This is a genomic window from Streptomyces sp. NPDC052687 (assembly GCF_040678395.1).
Lineage (GTDB): Bacteria > Actinomycetota > Actinomycetes > Streptomycetales > Streptomycetaceae > Streptomyces.
Genome location: NZ_JBFATR010000005.1, coordinates 122,209 through 140,650 on the forward strand (window position 1 = coordinate 122,209; position 18,442 = coordinate 140,650).

Sequence of the window (18,442 nt, forward strand, 5' to 3'; positions counted from 1 at the left end):
GCGGGCGTCTGCCGGTCGCGGCGCGGTCAGTCCGCGATCGGCAGATAGACCCGGTTGCCCGCCGCGGCGAACTCCTTCGACTTCTCCGCCATGCCCTGCTCGATCTCCGCCTGGGTGCCGCCGTGTTCGCGGCGGATGTCCTGGGAGATCTTCATCGAGCAGAACTTCGGCCCGCACATCGAGCAGAAGTGCGCCGTCTTGGCGGGTTCGGCCGGCAGGGTCTCGTCGTGGAACGCACGGGCCGTGTCGGGGTCGAGGGCCAGGTTGAACTGGTCCTCCCAGCGGAACTCGAAGCGCGCGTCGGACAACGCGTCGTCCCACTCCTGCGCACCGGGGTGCCCCTTGGCGAGGTCGGCCGCGTGGGCGGCGATCTTGTAGGTGATGACACCGGTCTTGACGTCGTCACGGTTGGGCAGGCCCAGGTGCTCCTTGGGCGTGACGTAGCAGAGCATGGCCGTGCCCCACCAGGCGATCATCGCGGCACCGATGCCGGAGGTGATGTGGTCGTACGCCGGCGCGACGTCCGTCGTCAGCGGGCCGAGCGTATAGAACGGAGCTTCATCGCAGATCTCCTGCTGAAGGTCGATGTTCTCCTTGATCTTGTGCATCGGGACATGCCCCGGGCCCTCGATCATGGTCTGTACGTTGAAACGCTTCGCGATCCGGTTGAGTTCCCCGAGCGTCTTCAACTCGGCGAACTGCGCCTCGTCGTTGGCGTCCGCGATCGAGCCCGGCCGCAGGCCGTCACCGAGGGAGTAGGTGACGTCGTACGCGGCGAGGATCTCGCACAGTTCCTCGAAGTTCTCGTAGAGGAAGGACTCCTTGTGGTGCGCCAGGCACCACGCCGCCATGATCGAGCCGCCGCGGGAGACGATGCCGGTCTTGCGGTTCGCGGTCAGCGGGACGTACGCCAGGCGCACGCCCGCGTGGACCGTCATGTAGTCCACGCCCTGCTCGGCCTGCTCGATGACGGTGTCCTTGTAGATCTCCCAGGTCAGTTCCTCGGCCTTGCCGTCGACCTTCTCCAGGGCCTGGTAGAGCGGCACGGTGCCGATCGGGACGGGGGAGTTGCGCAGCACCCACTCGCGGGTGGTGTGGATGTTGCGTCCGGTGGACAGGTCCATGACCGTGTCGGCGCCCCAGCGGGTCGCCCAGGTCATCTTCTCGACCTCCTCCTCGATGGAAGACGTCACGGCCGAGTTGCCGATGTTGGCGTTGACCTTCACCAGGAACCGCTTGCCGATGATCATCGGCTCGATCTCCGGGTGGTTGACGTTGGCCGGCAGCACCGCCCGGCCCGCCGCGATCTCCTCGCGGACCACCTCTGGAGAAACGTTCTCCCGGATGGCCACGAACTCCATCTCCGGCGTGATCTCGCCGCGGCGCGCATACGCCAGCTGCGTGACCGCCTGGCCGTCACGGCCCCGGCGCGGCTGGCGCGGCCGTCCGGGGAAGACCGCGTCGAGGTTGCGCAGGCCGCCGCGCGGCGAGGTGTGCTTGATTCCGTCGTCCTCGGGACGGACGGGACGGCCCGCGTACTCCTCGGTGTCGCCGCGGGCGATGATCCAGTTCTCCCGCAGCGGTGGCAGACCCCTGCGGACGTCGGTGTCGACGTTCGGATCGGTGTACGGGCCGGATGTGTCGTACAACGTGACCGACTGCCCGTTGGTGAGGTGCACCTGGCGGACCGGCACCCGCAGGTCGGGGCGGGTGCCCTCGACGTACGCCTTGTGCCAGCCGATGGACTTCCCGGCCTCCCCGTCGGTCGACGTCCCCGTCGCGACGGAGGCGTTCTGCGTGGAGGCAGGCGTGCGCGCGTCCTTGATGGTCATGAGACCTACTCCCTACGCCGGCATTACCCGGTAACAGGTTCGGCGGTCGACGCAGCGGTATCCGTCATCCGACGTCTCGTGTGAAACATCACTCGCGATGGGTGATGTTTCATGTGAAACATCGCTGGGACGGAGGTCAGCGCCCTCTCAGCCCGGTGCTCCGAGCTCCCGCGTGTACAAAGGTGCCTCCACGCTAGCGTCAATTCGGGCGCGGTGAACAGGGGGCCCCGGTCGTTCTTGCGATGATCGGTCGGTGACCACGACGCAGCATCCCCCGTTCCCACCGCCCGAGCCCCCGCGCGGCGCAGGCCCCGGAGGCGGTCGTCACGACGAGCGTGCCGCCGGGGCGCACCCCGGAAGTGGTCCCGGAAGCGGCCCCGGAGGCAATCCGGGACGTGACTCCGGGGGCGGCTTCCGAGGTGGGTATGGAGACGGGCCCGGATCCGGTGACGGACGTGACCCCGGGCACGGTGACTGGTTCGGGTCCGGCGGCGGCCACAGCGCCGGGCACGGTGGCGAGTCCACGTCCGGCGGCGGCCACGGGCATCGCGGCGAGCCGGGTGCCGGTGGCGCGCCTGGACACGGCGGCGGGTCCGGCTTCGGAGGCGGCCACGGTGGTGGGTCGAGCTCCGGCGGCGAGTCGAACTCGGGTGGCGGGTCGAACTCCGGAGGCGGGCACGGAGGCGGTCACGGCCATGGTGGCGGGCACGGTGGCGGTGGCGGGCACGGGCACTCGCACAGTCATGGGCACGGCCCCGCGACGCCCGTCTCCCGGCATCTGCGCAAGCTGATCGCCGCCGTCCTCATCCCCTTCGCCGCCGCCGTGGTGGTCGGGCTGGCCGTGCTCTGGCCCGGCGGCGCACCGCCGCACGAACGGACCGGGGTCGGTTTCGACCGGCAGACCCAGCAAGCCACGGTCACCAGGGTCGAGAAGGTGGACTGCGGTGCGGTCAACGCCTCGGCACCGCCCCCGACCGGCGACACCTCCACCGCCGAAGGCTCCTCCGCCCAGCAGCAGGCCAACGGCACCTGCAAGAAGGCGACCATCCGCGTCGACACCGGCGAGGACAAGGGCCGTACCTTCAACGAGATCGTCCAGCCGGACCAGTCACGGCAGCTGGAGGAGGGTCAGAAGGTGATCGTCGCCTACGAGCCCTCCGCCCCGAAGGACCTTCAGTACTCGGTCACCGACGTGAACCGCAGGCTGCCGATGGGTCTGCTCGCCGGTCTCTTCGCGCTCGCCGTCGTGGTCGTCGGGCGGCTGCGGGGCGTCATGGCGCTGATCGCGCTGGCCATCAGCTTCCTGGTGCTGAGCTTCTTCGTCCTGCCGGCCATCCTGCAGGGCTCCAACCCGCTGCTGGTGGCGGTGATCGGGTCGAGCGCCATCATGCTCATCGCCCTCTACCTGTGTCACGGACTGTCGGCCCGGACATCCGTGGCAGTGCTCGGCACCCTGATCTCGCTGCTGCTGATCGGTGTGCTCGGCTCGCTGTTCATCGGCTGGGCCGCGCTCACCGGCGACACCGACGACAACACCGGCCTGATCCACGGGCTGTATCCGTCGATCGACATGAGCGGTCTGCTGCTCGCCGGCGTCATCATCGGTTCGCTGGGCGTCCTGGACGATGTGACGGTCACCCAGACGTCGGCGGTCTGGGAGCTGCACGACGCCAACCCGACGATGGGCTGGCGCGGCCTGTACCGCGCGGCCATCCGGATCGGCCGCGACCACATCGCCTCCGTCGTCAACACGCTGGTCCTGGCCTACGCGGGCGCCGCCCTGCCGCTGCTGCTGCTCTTCTCGATCGCGCAGAGCAGTGTCGGCACGGTCGCCAACAGCGAGCTGGTCGCGGAGGAGATCGTGCGCACGCTGGTGGGCTCGATCGGTCTGGTGGCCTCGGTGCCCGTCACGACGGCCCTCGCCGCGCTGGTGGTCTCGGCGGACCGCCCGGCGGCGGAGCCGGCGACGGCCGGCTCACGGACGCCGATGCCGCGCAGCGGGGGCCGGGGACGACGCCGCAAGCGGTGACGCTGCCGGTGCCGTCCGACGGCCACCGCACGCCGGCGCCCCAGCGCCCCGTGCCCACCGGCCCACCACCGGGGCACCGGGCGCCACCGGGTCACCGAGTCATCGGCCCACCGACCCCACTGCCTACCGGCCTCCCGGACCACAGATACGTCGGTAGGCCGATACGCAGGTACGCCGGTACGCAAAAAAGCCAAGAAGAAGCGTTACTCCACTCGAAGTACGCGCCGCCTCAACCCGCGCTCTGCTCCTCCGCGAGGATGCGGTCGAGCGCCTCGTCGAGGTGCGCGTCGAAGTCGGCGAGCGAGCCTTCCTGCCCCAGGGGCACCAACTTGTCGGTGCGGTCCAGGAAGGCGACGAGCGGCGCCGACGAGGAGCGGAACAGCGCCTGGTCGGCGCCCACCTGCAGCCGGATCAGCACCTCGCCCAGGGAATCGGGCTCCACGGGGGAGACCCGCACATCGCCCTCGCCGCAGGCCCGGCCCACACCGTCGATCAGCAGCTCGCGCCCGAACGCCCAGGTGACCGGCGCGTCTCCGGGCAGATGGAAGGTCAGGCGGACGGCGTAGGGATCACAGGTCTCGTACCGCAGCTCCACCGGGATGCGGAAGGAGAGTTCCTCGGAGACGAGAAAGCTCATCATGACCTCTGCCTGTACGGACTCGCGCATCGCCTACCCCGTCTGTTGCCGTCGATTGGCCGGGAATCAACCGTTGAATACTGCTGGCATCTTGCTGAACGTACACAGCAGATCACAAGGAGTGAGTTTTCAGATACTGATAGAAAGCGGGAGCGACCCCAGAAGGCGCCCGACCTCGTTCTGCAACTGACGGGCCGCGGGCAGCAGCCGGTCGGCCTGATGACAGGGGAGGGAGATGGCCATCGTGGCCGCCGTCGCCCCCACCGTGATCGGGATCGCCGCGCAGACCGTGCCCAGCGCGTACTCCTGACGCTCGATCACAGGTTCCATCCTGCCCACGCGTTCCAGACGCCGGAGCAGCGTTCGATTGTCACGCACCGTGTACGGAGTGAGGGACTGCACGGGATAGCGCTCCAGGTGATCGCGGCGGGCGGCCTCGTCCAGCTGGGACAGCAGACACTGGCCGATGGCGTGCGCGTGGCCGGTCTCGCGAAAGTCCGCCCACTCCTCGACCGCCGGATTGCCGGGGCTGTCGGAGACGCACACCACCTCGATCTCGCCTTCCCGGTAGATCGCGTAATACACCGGCACACCGATCGAATCCCGCCAGCGTGCGAGTGTCTCGGCCACCGTGCTGCGACGTTTCTCCTGTGCCCCGCTGCTGCTCAGCCGCTCGGCCGCCGCGCCGAGGAAGAACAGCCCCTTCTCGCGCCGCAGATAGCCCTCGTGCACCAGGGTGCGCAGCAGGTGGTAGGTGGTCGGGAGGGCGAGGCCGGTCTCGCGGGCGAGTTGTTTGGCCGGTGCGCCGTTGTCGTGGCCGGCGACGCACTCCAGAAGGCGCATCGCGCGCTGGACCGAACCGATGAGCGTCGTGGACTGCTGTGCGGGCGGGGTCTCGGGGCGCGCCCGCGGCACCGGCCGCCCGGAGGAGGACGGGGCGGCCCGCCGGGGTGCCTCCGGGCTGCGCGCGGAGGAGCCGGCAGGGGTGGGCTGCTCGGGAGGCCGCACGCGCAGGGCCTGGGGGGAGGGGCCAGGGCGGGAAGGGGCGGGGGGTGCGTGGGGTCCTGCGGGTGCGGTGTCAGCCGTGGCCAAGAGGTCACTCCCGGAAGCGCGAGGGGGCAGCCCGTGCGGAGAAACACGGGTGGGATGTGGGGGTGTACGCCGCTCGCGGGCTCGTCCCGCGGGGGTTCCGGACTCTATTCGTCCGCCACGGCCCGCAGACGCCCCGCAGGGGAAACTTCCCCCGCCCGAGGGAACCGGCCGTTCCTGTTACCGGCCCCCGTCACCCACATCTCCATCTGTCGCCCCCGTCGCCCCCGTCGCCCCCGCGAGCACACCGGCCCCGGTCGCCCCGCGACGGACGCGCGTCTACCAGTCGCCCTTCGTCGAGGAGCCGGCGGTGAACTTGCGTACGACGTAGATGAGTCCGGCGACCAGTGCCACGAAGAGCAGCAGCTTGAACAGCAGTCCGATCACGAAGCCCACGACGCTCGCGATCAGGCCGCCGAACACCACCAGGGCGATGACCGGCACCGCGACCCACTTCACCCACCACGGCAGCCCCGCGAAGATCTCTCGCATCGCCCTCGCCTTTCTCTCGTCTTCGATGTCCTGCCCTCGATGCTAGGTGCGTGGGCAGGCCCGGCGGGGGCCTCGCATCCCTTGTCGTCCCCTGAGCTGTCCCCTAGGGAATCCCGGGGCCCGGCCTCAGCTCTCGGGCGGAGAGAACACCACCAGGACCCGCAGATCCTCGCTGATGTGGTGGAACTTGTGGGGCACGCCGGCCGGGACGTACACCACGCTGCCGCGCGCCACCTGCGTGGTCTCCATCCCGACGGTGAGCGAGGCCCGGCCGCTGACCACGAAGTACACCTCGTCCTGGCGGTGCGGTTGCTGCGGGTCGTGCTCCCCCGCGTTCAGCGCGTACAGGCCGACCGACATGTTCCGCTCACGCAGGAACTGCAGGTAGGCCCCCTCGTTGGCGGCGCGCTCCGCCTCCAGATCGTCCAGCCGGAATGCCTTCATCGTTGCGTCGCCCTCGCGCCCCTGCTCGTAGCCGTCCTGGTCTGCCACGATCAGACACATGATGAATTTCCTAGTCAAGACGATCGCCAACGCGGGCGCCCTCGCGGTCGCCGTGTGGCTGCTCGACAAGATCACCCTCACCGGTGACGGCACCGGCAAGAAGATCGGCACCCTGCTGCTGGTGGCGCTGCTCTTCGGGCTGGTGAACGTCCTGGTCAAGCCGCTTGTGAAGCTGCTCAGCCTGCCGCTGCTCATCCTCACGCTCGGCCTGTTCACCCTGGTGGTGAACGCGCTCATGCTGCTGCTCACCTCGTGGCTGGCCGACAAGCTGGACCTGAGCTTCCACGTCGAAGGCTTCTGGACCGCCGTCCTCGGCGGCCTGATCATCTCCGTCGTGTCCTGGGCGCTCAACGTCGTCCTGCCCGACCGGGACTGAGTGCCATGACGTACCGCGTCTGCTTCGTCTGCACCGGCAACATCTGCCGCTCCCCGATGGCCGAATCCGTCTTCCGGGCCCGGGTCGAGGAGGCCGGGCTCGGCGGCCTGGTCGAGATCGACAGCGCCGGCACCGGCGGCTGGCACGAGGGCGACCCGGCCGACCCGCGCACCGTCGCCGTACTGGAGGAGCACGGGTACGACAGCGCCCACACGGCCCGCCAGTTCCGCCCCTCCTGGTTCGGGCGGCTCGACCTGGTCGTCGCCCTCGACACCGGACACGCCAAGGCGCTGCGCCGCCTCGCGCCCACCGAGGAGGACGCCCGCAAGGTCCGGCTGCTGCGCTCGTACGACCCCGCCGCGGGCGACGACCTCGACGTCCCGGACCCGTACTACGGGGCGAGGGACGGCTTCGAGGAGTGTCTTGAGATGGTGGAGGCGGCGAGCGCCGGTCTGCTCGCCGTGGTACGTGAGCACGTGGAAGGGCAGGCGGCATGAACGATTCCGGTCTTTTCGAGGGCGGTGACGGCACCCGCGCGGTGCGGGCGGGGCTGCCCGAGCCGGTCAAGTACGAGCCGACCCTGCCCGGGCCGGTCTTCGCCGCGCACTTCCATCTGCCGGGCGAGCCCACCGGGCCGTACACCTACGGCCGCGACGAGAACCCGACCTGGACGCACCTCGAGGCCGCGATCGGCGAGCTGGAGGCGCCCGGCGAGGACGGCGTGGAGACGCTGGTCTTCGCGTCCGGCATGGCGGCCATCTCGTCGGTGCTCTTCTCCCAGCTGCGCGCCGGGGACGCGGTCGTCCTGCCCAGCGACGGCTATCAGGTGCTGCCCCTGGTGCGGGCGCAGCTGGAGGCGTACGGGATCGAGGTGCGCACCGCGCCGACGGGCGGGGACGCCCAGCTCGACGTCCTGGACGGCACGAAGCTGCTGTGGATCGAGAGCCCGTCCAACCCCGGCCTGGACGTCTGTGACATCCGCCGGCTCGTCGAGGCGGCCCACACGCGCGGAGCCCTGGTCGCCGTCGACAACACCCTCGCGACACCGCTCGGGCAGCGCCCGCTGGAGCTCGGCGCCGACTTCTCCGTCGCCAGCGGCACCAAGCAGCTCACCGGGCACGGTGACGTCCTGCTGGGCTACGTCACCGGCCGCGCGGGCGAGCCGATGACCGCCGTACGCCGTTGGCGCAAGATCGTCGGCGCGATCCCCGGACCGATGGAGGCCTGGCTGGCCCACCGCTCGATCGCCACGCTCCAGCTGCGCGTGGAGCGGCAGAACGCCACCGCGCTCGTGGTCGCCGAGGCACTGCGGCAGCGCCCGGAGGTGTCCGGGCTGCGCTATCCGGGGCTGCCGGACGACCCGTCCCACAAGGTCGCCGCGCGGCAGATGCGGCGCTTCGGGTGCGTGGTGTCGTTCACGCTGCCCAGCCGCGCGCGTGCGGACCGTTTCCTGGAGGCGCTGCGCCTCGTGGACGACGCGACCAGCTTCGGCGGGGTGCGGTCCACGGCCGAGCGGCGCGGTCGGTGGGGCGGGGACGCGGTGCCGGAGGGCTTCGTCCGGCTGTCGGTCGGCGCCGAGGACCCCGAGGACCTGGTGGCGGATCTGCTGCGCGCGCTGGACGAGTCGGCACGGTGACCCGCCGGACCCGCCGGGCGGAGTGACCGCCGGCGCGGCAGGCGGTACGGGCGTCCGTTCGGCACGCCTACTACGGGCAGCCGTTCGGCGCGCCTACGTCGAACGGACGGTCCGAACCTCCCCCCTCGTGGCTCGGACCGTCCTCGGTTCCGCGCGCCAAGAACCGCTCCAACAAGGCTAGTTGACTCTCTGTCAGTGTCCAATCACGGTAGCGACAGAGACCTATCGACTTATTTATAGTGAGGCCCTGCCCAGGGGGCTGGGAGGTCGGCAGGGGAAGGGGGCTTCGCCATGGACCTGGCCTTGCTGCGCACCTTCGTGACGGTGCACCGGGCCGGATCCTTCACCCGCGCGGCCGCGCTGCTCGGCCTCTCCCAGCCCGCCGTCACCTCGCAGATCCGCACGCTGGAACGGCAGCTCGGCCGCCCGCTCTTCCTGCGGCAGGCGCGGGGCGTCACCCCGACATCCATCGGCGACGAACTCGCCCACAAGGCCGCCCCGCATCTCGACGCCCTGGTGGAGATCGCCGAGACCGGGCTCGACGACGAGTCCTCCTTACGCACCCTGCATCTCGCGGGACCGCCCGAGTTCACCGCCGAACGGGCCCTGCCCGCCCTGGCCGGGCTGACCGGCGAGCAGGGCCGGGGCTGCGCCTTGCGGGCCTCCTTCAGGAACGCCGAGGAGGTTCTGGAGGGGCTGGCCGCCGGGCATCACGATCTCGCCATCAGCACGGCCCGGCCGCGCGGCGCCCTGCTCACCGCCACACCGCTGTGCGACGAGGAGCACGTCCTGGTCGCCGCCCCGCGCTGGGCCGAGCGCGCCGACTCGGGACTGCCGCGCGACAAGGCCGCGGCCGCCCTGGAGAACCTGCCTGTCGTCGAGGTCCACGAATCGCTGCCCTTCGTCTCCCGCTACTGGGCCTCCGTCTTCGACTCCCGCCCCGACGCCTCCGGAACCGTCATCGTCCCGGACCTGCGGGCCGTCCTGGCGTGCGCGATCGCCGGCGCCGGCATCGCCGTCCTGCCCCGCTATCTGTGTGCGGGCGCGCTGGAGCGCGGCGAGGTGGTCACGCTGCACGAGCCGGCCGTGCCGCCACTGCGGACCTACTTCCTGGTGGTGCGCACCGGGACGCTGGCTATGCCGCACATCGCCCGGGCCCACGAGTGGCTGCAGCGAGCGGCGTCCGACTGGTGCTGAGCCGCGGCACCCGAGCGACGGCCCGGCCGTCACACGATGAGCCCCATCGGTCACGTTTCGCGATGTTTCACGTGGAACCAGCGGGGCCACATTTCACCCATGACCGTCCGACCCGTGGTCAAGCGCACCGCCCGTGCCGTCCTGCTGGACGGTGACGACCTGATCCTGATCAAGCGCACCAAGCCCGGTGTGGATCCCTACTGGGTGACTCCCGGGGGCGGGGTCGAGCCCGAAGACCCGACCGTCGTCGATGCTCTGCACCGCGAGGTCCACGAGGAGCTGGGCGCCAAGATCACCGATGTCGTGCCGTGTTTCGTGGACACCGTCGAGCACATCGGCGAGGACGGCGGCACGACCGGTGTGAAGGTCCAGCACTTCTTCGTCTGCCGGCTGGAGTCCATGGACCCGGCGCTGCGCCACGGCCCCGAGGTGGAGCAGCCCGCGGGCGAGTACGAGATCGTCCGGGTGCCGTTCACCCGGGTCGGTATCGCCTCCGTCCACCTGGTGCCGTTGTCGCTGCGGCACTACCTCGACGGGAACATCGAGGGCGTACGCGCCATGCACGCACCCGACCTGGGCTGACGCCCCGAGCCCGCGCGCCCCCGGGTCAGCTGCCCGCCGCGACCAGTTCCTCCACCGAGTCATGCCGTATGCGGCTCGCCGGGATGCCGACGTGCCGGAGCGCGTGCACACCGCTGCGGATCATCCCGGGCGGGCCCGAGAGGTAGGCGTCGTACTCGTTCCACGGGCCGTACTCGCGTATGGCGTCGGGCAGTCGGAGGTGCGCCTGCTGGTCGATGATCGCGCGGACCGAGAGCCAGGAGTGGCTCTGCTGCAGCCTGAGCATGGTGTCGATGTCGTACAGGTCCTGGTCGGTGCGGGCGCCGTAGAACACCTCGACCGGCCGCCGCTCGCCGTGCTCGGCGACGTCCTCGACGAGTGCCTTGATCGGGGCGATCCCGGTGCCGCCGCCCAGGCAGAGCAGCCCGCTGTCGGTGGTGTGGTCGACGGTCATGGAACCCGCCGGCGGGCCGAGCCGGATGACGTCGCCGGGCCGGGCCCGGTGCACGAGGGCGTTGGAGACCCAGCCCGCGGGGACCGCTTTCACGTGGAACGTCAGCAGGCCGTCCGAGCGCGGGGCCGAGGCGAAGGAGTAGTGCCGCCACACGCGCGGCCACCAGGGCGTCTCCACGCTCGTGTACTGGCCGGCGAGGAAGGGGTACGGCTGGTCCGGGCGGACGGTGAGGACGGCGATGTCGGGGGTGCGCAGATCGTGCGCGACGACCTCGGCGTGCCACCACGCGGGGGCGCGCAGCTCGTCCGCGGCCGCCGCGTCGATCATGACCTGGGAGATCGTCGTGTACGTCCGCACCCACGCCGCTTCGGTCTCCGCGTCCCAGATCGCCTCGGCGTACCGGCTCAGCGCGCCGATGAGACATTCGCCGACGGCCGGATAGTGCTCGGGCCGGGTGCCGTACTTGCGGTGTCCACGGCCCAGGTTCTGGAGGTAGTCGACCAGGACCGGGGTGTTGTCGATGTGCTCCGCGGCAGTGAGCAGCGCCCTGAGCAGGCGGTCCCGCTGGGTGTCCATCGCGGGCGGGAAGAGCGACCTCAGCTCGGGGTGGCGGACGAAGAGCAGCGCGTAGAAGTAGGAGGTGACCTTGTCGGCCACCGGCTCGATCTCGGCCATGGTGCGCCGGATGAGCACGGCGTCCGGTGAGGCGTCCCGGGCCGGGGCGAACGGCTGTGACGGTGACAGTGCCTGCGGCCGCTCGGTGGGGGCGGAGGCGAAGGCGGGGCGCTGTGGCGGGACGCGGTCGTGGGCGGAGGGCGGTGGGGGGACGCGGTCGTGGGCAGGGGTCTCGGTGACGCGCGTGGGCAGGGGGCGGGTGGGCAGTTGCGGGGTGGCCAGAGCGTCCTCGCCGTGAGAAGGCGCCGACGAGGGCGTGGACGCCGGTGGTGCCGGGGATATCCGCGGTCCGGCCGTCTCCGGCGCGGCTGCCGCCTCCGGCTCGTTCTCCGGTGCCGTGGTCGCCGGCTTCCTGCGCGGCGTGAACCAGCCGCCCCCGCCGTCGGCAGTGCCGTGGTCGGCCGACGTGGTGGTCGGAGCGTCCATGCTGTGCCTCGCCTCGAACATCTCTCGGTCGGTCTGCGCACTTCCCCGATCGGAAGGTGCCTGCTTCCCCCGTGGACGGCTTGCTCTCCCCCTGGTGCTCCGCGCCCGGTGCGGCCTGTTCCATCCGTCTCGGCACAGGCGTCAGCCGTATACCCCGGAACGCGGGTTCTCGATCTCTCCGTCCCGTCGAGCTGCCTTTCCCCTGTCCTCGTCCCCCTGCGGGAAGGCGTGCCGCCTCTTCCCGACCGAGAACCGGACTCGACCATACCGGCCACCGCGTCGCACACAAGTCCCCCCTTCACCGGTCACGAATCCGACCGTGGGGCGAACCATGAGTTCTCTCAATTACCGGACGTCGCGCACCAATTCGTAGGCATCCCACAGATCCTTCCCCTCATAGGTGTGGGTGGCCAGACCGGTCAGACGGTGGTCGGCGTTGACCGCGACGGAGACAGGTACGGCTGCGAACAGATCCGTGTCCGACGACGAGTCTCCGTACGCGACGCAGTCGGCCCGTGTCACACCGAACTGCCGGCACAGCCGGTCCGCGATCATCACCTTGGCCGCGGCACTGAGCACACCCGTCGGGTCCACGGGCTCGGTGAACGGTACGGCGGGGAAGAGCGACCCGTGCGCCGCGTGCGCGCCCCAGCCGGTCAGGCGTTCCACGAAGAACGACGGGGACAGGGAGACCACGGCGCAGTAGTCACCCCGTTCCCTGATCTCCGCCCACACGTCCTGGATGCGAGACAGCCAGGGCGCCCGCTCGAAGGCCGACACGACGTGCGCCTCGGTCAGTTCCGCCCACAGGGTGTGGACCCGCTGCGCGTACTCCGGCGGATCGATCTCGCCGGCCGACATGGCCCGGTCGAGCTCGACCGTCTCCCTCTCCAGACCGAGTTGCCGCGAGATCTCCACCGGCGCGGACGTCCCGTACAGCAAGGTGCCGTCGAGGTCGAAGAGATGCAGTCTCGCCATGGGCGTCGAGGTTACCGGCGATGCCTTCGGGCTTGCCCGAGCGAGAAAGGCGAGACCTGCTCAGGCATCGGGCGGACGCCCGCCGTTCGTCGATGTTTCACGTGAAACACCTCGCCCTCGTCCTCGTGCGGTCCCCATGGTCACGGCATGGCCAAAAGGACGTACGTCTCACTCGAAACAGGTGGACGCCGAGGGCACCCGTCGGACAGCCTGACCTGCGTGCCCACTCCTTCCGTCGCCGCCCTGCCCATCCGCCGTCTGACGCTTCGCGATCTCACCGCCTGCGCCGACCTGTCCGAGAACCGGGGGTGGCCACGCGAAGAGCACAAGTGGGGCTTCCTCCTCACCGCGGGGAAGGGGTACGGCATCGACGACCCCGACGGAGGGCTCGTCAGCGCCTGCGCCGTCACCGAGTACGGCCCGCACGGCCGCCCTGATCTTGCCGCCATCGGCATGGTGCTGGTGGCCGAGCGGCACGCCCGGCAGGGCGTCGGACGCCGCCTGATGCGGCATGTCGTCTCCACGATGGGCACCACCCCGCTCACGCTGCACGCGACGCCCTACGGCCGCCCGCTCTACGAAGAGCTCGGGTTCAAGGTCACCGGCCGGGCCGAGATGCTGCGGGGTCGCTTCACCCCCGACGGACCGGCACCGAAGATCGCCACCCGCCCCGCGACGGCAGAGGATCTGCCGGCGATCCTGCGGCTGGACGAGGAGGTGTTCGGCTCCGATCGCACGCACATCATCACCCGGCTGCCCGCCTTCGCCGACCAGCTGCGCGTCGCGGAGGAGCGCGGCCGGATCATCGGCTACACGGCCGCCTGGCCCAACATGGACACCCACGTGGTGGGCCCGCTGATCGCCCGCGACACGGAGACCGCCCAGGCGCTCATCGCCTCCCTCGCCGCCCACACCGACCGGCCCCTGCGGACCGACATCGACGTACGGCACGAAGAGCTGCTGGCCTGGGCGAAGGAGCGCGGGCTGGCATCCGTCGCCTTCAACGCGGTGATGACGTACGGCATCGGGGACCTGCCCGGGGACTGGAGCCGGCGGTTCGCTCCGCTCACGGTCGCCGCGGGCTGAGCCCACGGAACGCGGAAGACGCCGGCCCCCGTCGAGGGCCGGCGTCTTCTTCTTTTCGTCGGAGAGCCGCGCTTCTTCCGTAGGAGAGCCGCGCTCAGGCGAGGGCTTCCACGGCGGCGGTCGCGAAGGCGTGATCCTGCTCCGGCGCTCCGCCGCCGACACCGATGGCGCCGATCAGCCGGCCGTCGCGGTGCACCGGCACGCCACCGGCGATGAACAGCAGCGGCTGGCTGAGCGCGGTCGGAAGGCTGTGGAAGGGCCCGTCCGGCTTGACGGCGTCGACCAGGTCCGCGGTGGGGGCGTTGAGCTGGAGCGCGGTGTACGCCTTGCGGGTGCTGGTCTCACCGGAGATCAGGACGGCCCGGTCGTCGCGCCGGAAGGCCAGCAGGTGGCCGCCGGCGTCCAGGACGGTGACGCTGACGGTCACCCCGGCGGCCTCGGCGGCGTGCGACGCGGCCGCGACCAGGGTCTCGGCGTCCTGGATGGTCAGGGGAGCGACGGCGGTGGTGGTGCTCATGAGGGGTTTCTCCTGAAGGGTGTTCTCGGTTCTTGCGAGGTGGGTGCCGGATCGCCGGCCGCGGGGACGGCCCTGGCCCCGCGGCCGGCGATCACGTCAGTGATGGACGGGCGTCGGCTGCTCGGTGAGGGGCACGGACGCCGGTACGCGGGTCTTCTCCCGGCGCTCCAGGGCGGCCGAGAGGACGGCGAGCAGCAGGGCGGCGGCGGCCAGCAGCGCGCCGACCCAGTTGGGGGCGGTGTAGCCCAGTCCGGCGGCGATCACCAGACCGCCGAGCCAGGCGGAGAGCGCGTTGCCGAGGTTGAAGGCGCCGATGTTCACGGCGGAGGCCAGGGTCGGGGCGCCGTGTGCCTGGTCGAGGACCCGCTTCTGCAGAGGCGGCACCGTGGCGAAGCCCAGGGCGCCGATCAGGGTGATCGTGACGGCCGCGAGGATCTTGTTGTGCGCGGTGAGCGTGAACAGCGCCAGAACCAGGGCGAGGGCGCCCAGGGAGACGTAGAGCATGGGCATCAGCGCGCGGTCGGCGAACCTGCCGCCGACGAGGTTGCCGCCGACCATGCCGAGTCCGAAGAGGACCAGCAGCCAGGTGACGGAGCCCTCGGCGAAGCCGGCGGCGTGGGTCATCATCGGCGCGATGTAGGTGATGGCCGCGAAGACGCCGCCGAAGCCGAGGACGGTCATCGCCATGGCGAGCAGGACCTGGACGTTCTTGAAGGCGGCCAGCTCGTGACGCAGCCGCACGCCCTCCGGCTTGGGCATGTCGGGCACCAGCTTGGCGATGCCCGCCAGGCCGATGACACCGAGCACGGCGACGATGGCGAAGGTGACGCGCCAGCCGATGGACTGGCCGACGAGGGTGCCCAGCGGGACACCGACGACGTTGGCGACGGTCAGTCCGGTGAACATCATCGCGATGGCTCCGGCCTTCTTGTCCAGGGCGACGAGGTCGGCCGCGACGACCGAGCCGATGCCGAAGAACGCGCCGTGGGCGAGTGAGGCGACCACGCGGCCGATCAGCATGACCCCGAAGACGGGGGCGACGGCCGAGAGCAGGTTGCCGACGACGAACAGGCCCATCAGCAGCATCAGCATCCGCTTGCGGGAGACCTTGGTGCCGAGCACGGTCATCAGCGGGGCGCCGAGCACCACGCCCAAGGCGTAGCCGGTCACCAGGTAACCGGCGGTGGGGATGGAGACCCCGTAGTCGCTCGCGACCTGGGGCAGCAAGCCCATGATCACGAACTCGGTCGTTCCGATCCCGAAGGCCCCGATCGCGAGGGCCAGAAGCGCGAGAGGCATGTGGGGTACACCTTCCCAGAAGATTGCAGGTGCGCTTAGCGTGCGTCCACAATAGTTGCAGACGCGGGTTAATCGCAAACGCCGACTATTGCGCGACTGCTCTATCCTGGAGTCCAGACGCTCCGGGACGGAGGAAACGCCCATGACAGCGACGGACCCCGCGCTCACCGCCCTCGCCCAGGGCTGGTGCGCCCTCTCCCTGCTCCACGGCCGCATCGAGGCGCACATCGAGCGGGCGCTGCAGGCCGGGCACGGGCTGAGCGTGCGCGAGTACTCCCTGCTCGACGTACTCAGCCGGCAGCACAGCGGCGAAGGGGGGCATCTGCAGATGAAGCAGGTCGCCGACGCGGTGGTGCTCAGCCAGAGCGCGACCACCCGGCTGGTCACCCGGCTCGAGGACCGCGGGCTGCTGGAGCGCTACCTGTGCCCCACGGACCGGCGCGGGATCTACACCGACGTCACCGAGGCCGGCCTGAAGCTCCTGGCGGAGGCGCGCCCGACCAATGACGCCGCGCTGCGCGAGGCGCTGGACGAGGCGGCCAAGGTCCCGGAGCTGGCACCGCTCGTGCGGGTCGTGCAGTCAGGGCGCGTTCCTGCCTGAGGCGCGCGCGGGGCCGTGCGGGCGCGGGTCGCCGCACATGGTGCGTGCAGAACCGTGCGAGCGCGGGTGGCCGCATAAGGTGCGGACATGGGAGATCTTGAGATACGCGCCGCGATCGCCGACGACGTCCCCGCGATCGTGGCCATGCTCGCGGACGACCCGCTGGGCGCCCAGCGGGAGTCACCGGACGACCTGGCCCCCTATCTGACCGCGTTCGAGCGGCTCGCGGCCGATCCGAACCAGCACCTCGTCGTAGCCGTCCGGGAGGGCCGTATCGTGGGTACGCTTCAGCTCACGATCATTCCGGGGCTCTCCCGGCGTGGGGCCACCCGGTCGATCATCGAGGCCGTCCGCATCCACGCCGACGAACGCGGCGGCGGCCTGGGCACCCAGCTCATCGAGTGGGCGATCGACACGTCCCGGCGGGAAGGCTGCCATCTGGTCCAGCTGACCACCGACAAGTCCCGCGTGGACGCCCACCGCTTCTATGAACGGCTCGGCTTCGAGGCGTCCCATCTCGGCTTCAAGCTGCAGCTCTGACGAGACGACGAGGGGGGTCTGTTTCACGTGAAACAGACCCCCCTCGGTTCCCCTCAGGGCCGCCTACTTGATTCCCCGCCACCCCTCCGGGTCCACGCCTCCCGGCACATCGGCCGTCTCGTCGTACGGCTGACGCGTGAAGACGAACGAGCCGAGGTCGAGATGGCTCACGGACCCGTCCGGCCGCCGCACGGTCCTCAGCACCTCCCCGGCGTAGTAGCCCTCCAGCCCGGTCCAGGTCCCGTCACCGTTCGCCCGGAAACGTGAACGGCGGCCGGTGGCACCCAGGGGCTCCAGCGAGACACCGCCGTCGGCCGTCAGCCGCAGCACGAACGCCTGCGTTCCCCAGTACCACTGTCCCGCCAACTCCAGTACGGACGGCTCCACTTCCGGCAGTGGCCGCCATGGCTCGGGGATCCGGGGCTCCGCCTCGGCGACGATCCGGATGAGGTCGGCGCTCACCGCCGCCGGCAGCAGTCCGGAGGTGCAGTTGGTCAGCACGACGGCCGCGACATCGTCGTCCACGCTGAAGGTGAGGTTGGCCAGAAAGCCCGGAAGCGAGCCCGAGTGGCCCGCCAGCCGCCGGCCGTCCCCGTGGCGGATCTGCAGCCCGAGCCCGTACGTGACGCCGTCGGCGAGATCCGCCGGTTCCGCGGGAGCGGCCGGCGTCCGCATCTCCCCTACGGACTCCGCGCTCAGCACCCTGTCGTCCCCGTGCATCAGGAAGGCGGCGAACTTCGCCAAGTCGCCTGTGGTCGACCACAGTTGCCCGGCCGGAGCCATCCGGCCCAGGTCCTCCGCCGGCTCCGGCAGCATCACGTCGGCCCAGGGATGCACCGCCCACCCACCGGCGTGCGGGGACGACGGCCGGCCGCTCGTCCGGCTGAGGCCCAGCGGTTCGAGCACCTCGCGCCGGAGGACGTCCTCCCACGGAGCACCGCGCAGCTCCTCCACGAGTGCGCCGAGCAGTGTGTAGCCGGGGTTCGAGTAGTGATGGCGGCGGCCGACGGGATGCCGGAAGGGCTGCTCTCCCAGGACGTCCGACAGTTCCGGCCGCAGGGATCCGGGAGTGCGCTCCCACCAGGGCGCCGGGCTCTCGGCGGCCAGCCCGCTGGTGTGCGCCAGCAGCTCGGCGATGGTCGCCTCCCCCGCACCGGTGCCGGGCAGATGTTTCTCCAGTGGGTCCCCGAGATCGAGGATGCCTTCGTCACGCAGTCTGAGGACGAGGACCGCGGTGAAGGTCTTGGTGATCGAGCCGATCCGGTACTGCACGTTCTCGTCCGGCCCATGCCCGTCCACCGAGGTCCGCGCCCCGTACCAGACGGCCCGCCCGTCCCTGACCACCGCCGCCACCAGCGACGGTGTGCGCCCTTCCGCCTGCGCCACGGCGATCCGGTGCAGCAACGCCCGCCGCGTACCGGGGAACAGGTCTTCCTGAGATGTCATCATGCGCCCAGTCCATCCCGAGCGGCCCCGGACGTCGAGTCGGTATCTCGATGACATGTCTGTTTGC

Annotated in this window: 19 protein-coding genes and 1 riboswitch; of the genes, 9 read left to right on the top strand and 10 right to left on the bottom strand. The window is 70.7% G+C overall.

Annotated elements, in window-relative coordinates; translation table 11 throughout:
* Positions 1-26: 26 nt before the first annotated feature.
* The gene (gene thiC, locus AB0K92_RS08095) at positions 27-1,832 is read right to left on the bottom strand and encodes a phosphomethylpyrimidine synthase ThiC (RefSeq protein ID WP_365920528.1); all 1,806 of its coding nucleotides are present in this window, start codon (positions 1,830-1,832) and stop codon (positions 27-29) included.
* Positions 1,825-2,014: riboswitch (TPP riboswitch) on the bottom strand. It overlaps the preceding gene by 8 nt.
* 71 nt (positions 2,015-2,085) lie before the next feature.
* Between thiC and AB0K92_RS08100 the strand changes: the two genes are divergently transcribed.
* Positions 2,086-3,861: a YibE/F family protein gene (locus AB0K92_RS08100; protein ID WP_365920530.1), complete on the top strand. Its 1,776-nt coding sequence runs from the start codon at positions 2,086-2,088 to the stop codon at positions 3,859-3,861.
* A gap of 229 nt (positions 3,862-4,090) precedes the next feature.
* Here AB0K92_RS08100 and AB0K92_RS08105 read toward each other — a convergent pair whose 3' ends face one another.
* From AB0K92_RS08105 to AB0K92_RS08120, 4 genes are all read right to left on the bottom strand, one after another.
* A complete protein-coding gene (locus AB0K92_RS08105) occupies positions 4,091-4,528 on the bottom strand; it encodes an SsgA family sporulation/cell division regulator (protein WP_166000368.1) in 438 nt (145 codons plus the stop codon).
* 99 nt (positions 4,529-4,627) lie between these two features.
* The gene (locus AB0K92_RS08110) at positions 4,628-5,341 is read right to left on the bottom strand and encodes an IclR family transcriptional regulator C-terminal domain-containing protein (protein ID WP_365920532.1); all 714 of its coding nucleotides are present in this window, start codon (positions 5,339-5,341) and stop codon (positions 4,628-4,630) included.
* 525 nt (positions 5,342-5,866) lie between these two features.
* On the bottom strand, positions 5,867-6,079 hold the full coding sequence (locus AB0K92_RS08115) for a DUF5326 family protein (protein ID WP_365920534.1): 213 nt from the start codon (positions 6,077-6,079) through the stop codon (positions 5,867-5,869).
* 126 nt (positions 6,080-6,205) lie between these two features.
* Positions 6,206-6,523, bottom strand: coding sequence for a cupin domain-containing protein (locus AB0K92_RS08120; RefSeq protein WP_166005035.1), 318 nt, complete (start codon positions 6,521-6,523; stop codon positions 6,206-6,208).
* 58 nt (positions 6,524-6,581) lie between these two features.
* On the opposite strand from AB0K92_RS08120, the gene AB0K92_RS08125 reads away from it, so the two are divergent.
* From AB0K92_RS08125 to AB0K92_RS08145, 5 genes are all read left to right on the top strand, one after another.
* Positions 6,582-6,959, top strand: coding sequence for a phage holin family protein (locus tag AB0K92_RS08125; RefSeq protein WP_365920536.1), 378 nt, complete (start codon positions 6,582-6,584; stop codon positions 6,957-6,959).
* Positions 6,960-6,964: 5 nt separating this feature from the next.
* Positions 6,965-7,456 (top strand): low molecular weight protein-tyrosine-phosphatase, encoded by a 492-nt coding sequence (locus AB0K92_RS08130; RefSeq protein ID WP_365920538.1) that lies wholly within the window; start codon positions 6,965-6,967, stop codon positions 7,454-7,456.
* Entirely contained in the window at positions 7,453-8,595 is a 1,143-nt protein-coding gene (locus tag AB0K92_RS08135; RefSeq protein ID WP_365920540.1) for a cystathionine gamma-lyase, read from the top strand. Before AB0K92_RS08130 ends, AB0K92_RS08135 begins: the two co-directional genes overlap by 4 nt.
* Before the next feature lie 291 nt (positions 8,596-8,886).
* Positions 8,887-9,792, top strand: a complete 906-nt coding sequence (locus AB0K92_RS08140; RefSeq protein WP_365920542.1) for a LysR family transcriptional regulator — start codon at positions 8,887-8,889, stop codon at positions 9,790-9,792.
* Between the two features lie 99 nt (positions 9,793-9,891).
* Positions 9,892-10,374, top strand: a complete 483-nt coding sequence (locus tag AB0K92_RS08145) for an NUDIX hydrolase (protein WP_365920544.1) — start codon at positions 9,892-9,894, stop codon at positions 10,372-10,374.
* 25 nt (positions 10,375-10,399) lie between these two features.
* Here the strand turns inward: AB0K92_RS08145 and AB0K92_RS08150 are convergent, their stop codons facing one another.
* Together AB0K92_RS08150 and AB0K92_RS08155 are read right to left on the bottom strand one after the other, a co-directional pair.
* Entirely contained in the window at positions 10,400-11,908 is a 1,509-nt protein-coding gene (locus AB0K92_RS08150) for a globin domain-containing protein (protein ID WP_365920546.1), read from the bottom strand.
* A 345-nt stretch (positions 11,909-12,253) separates the two neighbouring features.
* Positions 12,254-12,886: an HAD-IB family phosphatase gene (locus tag AB0K92_RS08155; RefSeq protein WP_365920548.1), complete on the bottom strand. Its 633-nt coding sequence runs from the start codon at positions 12,884-12,886 to the stop codon at positions 12,254-12,256.
* 219 nt (positions 12,887-13,105) lie between these two features.
* On the opposite strand from AB0K92_RS08155, the gene AB0K92_RS08160 reads away from it, so the two are divergent.
* On the top strand, positions 13,106-13,972 hold the full coding sequence (locus tag AB0K92_RS08160; protein WP_365920550.1) for a GNAT family N-acetyltransferase: 867 nt from the start codon (positions 13,106-13,108) through the stop codon (positions 13,970-13,972).
* A 94-nt stretch (positions 13,973-14,066) separates the two neighbouring features.
* Here the strand turns inward: AB0K92_RS08160 and AB0K92_RS08165 are convergent, their stop codons facing one another.
* Both AB0K92_RS08165 and AB0K92_RS08170 read right to left on the bottom strand, forming a co-directional pair.
* The gene (locus tag AB0K92_RS08165) at positions 14,067-14,489 is read right to left on the bottom strand and encodes a heme-binding protein (protein WP_365920552.1); all 423 of its coding nucleotides are present in this window, start codon (positions 14,487-14,489) and stop codon (positions 14,067-14,069) included.
* A gap of 96 nt (positions 14,490-14,585) precedes the next feature.
* Positions 14,586-15,788, bottom strand: a complete 1,203-nt coding sequence (locus tag AB0K92_RS08170) for an MFS transporter (protein ID WP_365920554.1) — start codon at positions 15,786-15,788, stop codon at positions 14,586-14,588.
* A gap of 142 nt (positions 15,789-15,930) precedes the next feature.
* Here AB0K92_RS08170 and AB0K92_RS08175 point away from each other — a divergent pair, with 142 nt between their 5' ends.
* Together AB0K92_RS08175 and AB0K92_RS08180 are read left to right on the top strand one after the other, a co-directional pair.
* Complete coding sequence (locus AB0K92_RS08175; RefSeq protein WP_365920556.1) at positions 15,931-16,389, top strand: MarR family transcriptional regulator; 459 nt, start codon at positions 15,931-15,933, stop codon at positions 16,387-16,389.
* An 87-nt stretch (positions 16,390-16,476) separates the two neighbouring features.
* Positions 16,477-16,929 carry a GNAT family N-acetyltransferase gene (locus tag AB0K92_RS08180; RefSeq protein WP_365920558.1) on the top strand — a complete coding sequence of 151 codons (453 nt, stop codon included), beginning with the start codon at positions 16,477-16,479 and terminating at the stop codon, positions 16,927-16,929.
* A gap of 63 nt (positions 16,930-16,992) precedes the next feature.
* On the opposite strand, the gene AB0K92_RS08185 is transcribed toward AB0K92_RS08180, so the two are convergent.
* Entirely contained in the window at positions 16,993-18,378 is a 1,386-nt protein-coding gene (locus tag AB0K92_RS08185) for a serine hydrolase domain-containing protein (protein ID WP_365920560.1), read from the bottom strand.
* Between the last annotated feature and the right edge of the window lie 64 nt (positions 18,379-18,442).

Excerpts from the sequence above, each read along its gene's own strand:
- AB0K92_RS08105 (WP_166000368.1), bottom strand. The coding sequence starts at position 4,528 with ATGCGCGAGTCCGTACAGGCAGAGGTCATGATGAGCTTTCTCGTCTCC.
- AB0K92_RS08155 (WP_365920548.1), bottom strand. The coding sequence starts at position 12,886 with ATGGCGAGACTGCATCTCTTCGACCTCGACGGCACCTTGCTGTACGGG.
- AB0K92_RS08130 (WP_365920538.1), top strand. The coding sequence starts at position 6,965 with ATGACGTACCGCGTCTGCTTCGTCTGCACCGGCAACATCTGCCGCTCC.
- AB0K92_RS08125 (WP_365920536.1), top strand. The coding sequence starts at position 6,582 with ATGATGAATTTCCTAGTCAAGACGATCGCCAACGCGGGCGCCCTCGCG.
- thiC (WP_365920528.1), bottom strand. The coding sequence starts at position 1,832 with ATGACCATCAAGGACGCGCGCACGCCTGCCTCCACGCAGAACGCCTCC.
- AB0K92_RS08145 (WP_365920544.1), top strand. The coding sequence starts at position 9,892 with ATGACCGTCCGACCCGTGGTCAAGCGCACCGCCCGTGCCGTCCTGCTG.
- AB0K92_RS08135 (WP_365920540.1), top strand. The coding sequence starts at position 7,453 with ATGAACGATTCCGGTCTTTTCGAGGGCGGTGACGGCACCCGCGCGGTG.
- AB0K92_RS08170 (WP_365920554.1), bottom strand. The coding sequence starts at position 15,788 with ATGCCTCTCGCGCTTCTGGCCCTCGCGATCGGGGCCTTCGGGATCGGA.
- AB0K92_RS08150 (WP_365920546.1), bottom strand. The coding sequence starts at position 11,908 with ATGGACGCTCCGACCACCACGTCGGCCGACCACGGCACTGCCGACGGC.
- AB0K92_RS08175 (WP_365920556.1), top strand. The coding sequence starts at position 15,931 with ATGACAGCGACGGACCCCGCGCTCACCGCCCTCGCCCAGGGCTGGTGC.
- AB0K92_RS08185 (WP_365920560.1), bottom strand. The coding sequence starts at position 18,378 with ATGATGACATCTCAGGAAGACCTGTTCCCCGGTACGCGGCGGGCGTTG.
- AB0K92_RS08180 (WP_365920558.1), top strand. The coding sequence starts at position 16,477 with ATGGGAGATCTTGAGATACGCGCCGCGATCGCCGACGACGTCCCCGCG.
- AB0K92_RS08140 (WP_365920542.1), top strand. The coding sequence starts at position 8,887 with ATGGACCTGGCCTTGCTGCGCACCTTCGTGACGGTGCACCGGGCCGGA.
- AB0K92_RS08110 (WP_365920532.1), bottom strand. The coding sequence starts at position 5,341 with ATGCGCCTTCTGGAGTGCGTCGCCGGCCACGACAACGGCGCACCGGCC.
- AB0K92_RS08115 (WP_365920534.1), bottom strand. The coding sequence starts at position 6,079 with ATGCGAGAGATCTTCGCGGGGCTGCCGTGGTGGGTGAAGTGGGTCGCG.
- AB0K92_RS08120 (WP_166005035.1), bottom strand. The coding sequence starts at position 6,523 with ATGAAGGCATTCCGGCTGGACGATCTGGAGGCGGAGCGCGCCGCCAAC.
- AB0K92_RS08165 (WP_365920552.1), bottom strand. The coding sequence starts at position 14,489 with ATGAGCACCACCACCGCCGTCGCTCCCCTGACCATCCAGGACGCCGAG.